This is a genomic window from Maribellus maritimus (genome assembly GCF_022267315.1).
GTDB classification, from domain to species: domain Bacteria; phylum Bacteroidota; class Bacteroidia; order Bacteroidales; family Prolixibacteraceae; genus Draconibacterium; species Draconibacterium maritimum.
In genome coordinates this window covers 1-2788 of the sequence record NZ_JAIKLE010000104.1, presented here as the reverse complement: position 1 = coordinate 2788, position 2788 = coordinate 1, and the positions used below count along the sequence as shown (strand labels likewise).

Sequence of the window (2788 nt, the reverse complement as noted above, 5' to 3'; positions counted from 1 at the left end):
AAACAGAATAGGTTGCAGAACCTGAGAATGCCTTTCCTTCAGGGGAAATCCCAAGGTCTTTCCACGCTTCCAAGCTATCCATCTGAATGTTTTCGGGAGCACCCCAACCGGCAGGAAATGAAAGTTGCCAATCTTTATTCAGTTCTGCTAAAACTGTTGCTTGTTGTTCGTGAGAAGCTTTTTTCTTCTCCTTTTTTTCGATATCGTGACGAAAAACAATAAAACATGAACCAGCCTGAGCCAAGTCCAGTGATACGACACTCCGGTTGTTTTCTTCGCGAGTTCCCAAAGGAGTAATCTCTCCTGTTAACGGATCCCAAAGTTCAGGGGTCCCGGAGGTGTTAAAACTCAAATCTCCTTTAAAAGCCTTACCTGCCGGAGAGCAAACAAAATACCAGTCGGCTCTTTTTACTGAACGATGCAACCACAGCGCATTTCCACCTGTAACGTCGGGTTCCAGTTTTAATTTTTCCACCGCTTCAAAAATGGTCATTCCTGAAACTACACGACCTTTTCCAACTTGTCTTTCGCCAGCGGTATTGACATTGTCGCCCCAAATTTTTTGCACAGCATCATCAAAACGTTTTTGGGCATTTTCTTTGTCCTTCAACGTTGCCAGACTCTGCGGTGCATTCCCAACAATGGTAGCTCCTTTTTGAACGAATTCGTATATTTTCTCCAGCGTTTCCGGCAACATTTGCTCGTTGTAGGGAAGCCACAACAAACGATACGAAAGTCCTTCCGGCGTAACAAGCTTTCCATCCTCAACAGAAAGCCGGTTTAACAATATATCGGGATTACAATAATCGTATTTAAAACCTTCGGGGAAAGGTGCATTTTGATTGGGTTTGTGACTTATTTCGTCGCCCAGATACCAAAGCACATCCGAAACCGGTTTTCCACGTTCAAGCAAATAATTACACCGCGAAAGGTAATTTACAAATTCCGGCATGTGTTTCCACCAGGTTTGTCCGCGCAAAAAAGGTGTTCCAATAGAAGAACCAAAGGAAGTTCCCGGCGGCAAAAAGTCCGTGCGGGGATTATGCGTGTATGTATGAAAAACCTGGTGAGTCACGCCATCAACTGCTTTTATATTTGCAATTTCTTTTAGCATGGAAAGATGCTCATCCCAGGTCAGTTCAAATGAAGTAAACGCTTCTGCTGCCACCCGCGGTTTGCCATATAAACGAGCTGCAGAAACTGTAGGTTTTATGGGTTTAAAATTGGAAGAACCTACAAAATTATCAGACAGTGGCTGCCAGTATTCACACATCGGAACATCAGCGTATTTGTAATATTCCATAATATCAGCCGGAAAAATATCTCCGGCAGCGGTTTCATAAGCAACCGTCAAACCGTTCTGTTTGCCCAGGTCTGCCATGCGCCCGTAAAATTTATTGGCAAATAAATCTCCAATGGTTGAACGCCAGTCGAGTAGAAAATCAGAAGTGGTTTCCTGAGCATTTATTACATAACCAAACACAGCTGGTAACCATTTTCGCAAAGCATACCCGGAAATACTATCGAAATCGCTTTCCATATTTTTTGTCCATGTTTGCGTTTCGCACTCCCAACTGTCAAGCAACATTCCATTTAGCAAACCTCCCGCTAACGGGCCATTTGCGATGCGGCCAATATAACCTGCAAAATGCGAATCCGGTCCGATTTCGGATAGCTTGTTACACTCCCAACCTGTTCCTTCCGGAGGAGCCGGTGCATTTTTCTTTCCCGTATTCACATGCCCGATTCGAAGTATTGTCCATTTTCCCGCGGGAGCATTCCATTTCAGATGCCCGCTTTTGTTCATTTTCTCAGAAATATCCTGAATCTTTGAGGGCTCAATAAACGCTTCCGCCGACTGACCTGGATGTTCACTTCCGCGTACAAATCCCCGCAGCGTCCATCCTGCTTCAGCTTCCCAGTTATTTTTTCGGGCAGCCGAAAGAAAATCCATTCCGGTCAAAGTCATTTCATGCTGGTTCTGGATATTTATCCGGTAGGTTTGTACATTTTCTACTTCGGAACAAGCCAATGAAATGGGTTTATAATCCTGCCAGTTTGAAGGAGGCATTTCTATATTCAAAATATCTTTTGTTTTATTTTCTGAAAGCACAGCCTGCACCTGAATTTTTATGCCAGGTTCGTAAGCCCAGTTTGGATTAAACCCTCGCACCGGAGAAAACTGAATCGTGCGCAACGTTTCTGAACCGGGAAAACTTAATTCCACCCAGTGCGACTGACCTTCAGCAACCGGGGATAAATTCAGTTTTTCTATTTTTCCTGAAAAGAAATCCTTCCAGGGCACGCCGTTTTCACCTGTTACATTTTGAGGAATCAACTTTTTACCTGTGTCTCCCTGCGGAGTTGGAAAAGCTAAAACCGCAACTTCCTGATAATCCCGCCACTCTTCGTCGCTGGGTTGAGGAACCAACAAGGTGGTATCTACAACTCCCGACACATCTGTTCGACTGTAAACAAGGTGGCGCATTGCATTTTCAGGTTTTATCCAGGGACCACCGGACATGGCCCAGCCCGGACAGTTTTGCATTGTAAAACGCAATCCGAGACGTTTGCATTCTTCCGCAGTAAATTTCACAGCATCGTCCCAATTCGGACTTAAACAGGCAATTTGTTCATCAACGCCCGGCCAGGGTCCGCCAAACTGACCATGAAACAATTGAATTCCGGAAATACCAGCTCCGGCAATGGCTTCCAAATCAGCAGTAATCCCTTCCTTTGCTACATTTCCACCAATAAAATGAAACCAGGTCTCCGGGTGATAAATTTT

General features: G+C 44.7%; 1 protein-coding gene. It reads right to left on the bottom strand.

What is annotated here, in order from left to right:
• Positions 1–2788, bottom strand: a 2788-nt coding sequence (locus K5G00_RS29055) for a glycosyl hydrolase (RefSeq protein WP_238770057.1), incomplete at both ends; no start/stop codon positions are given.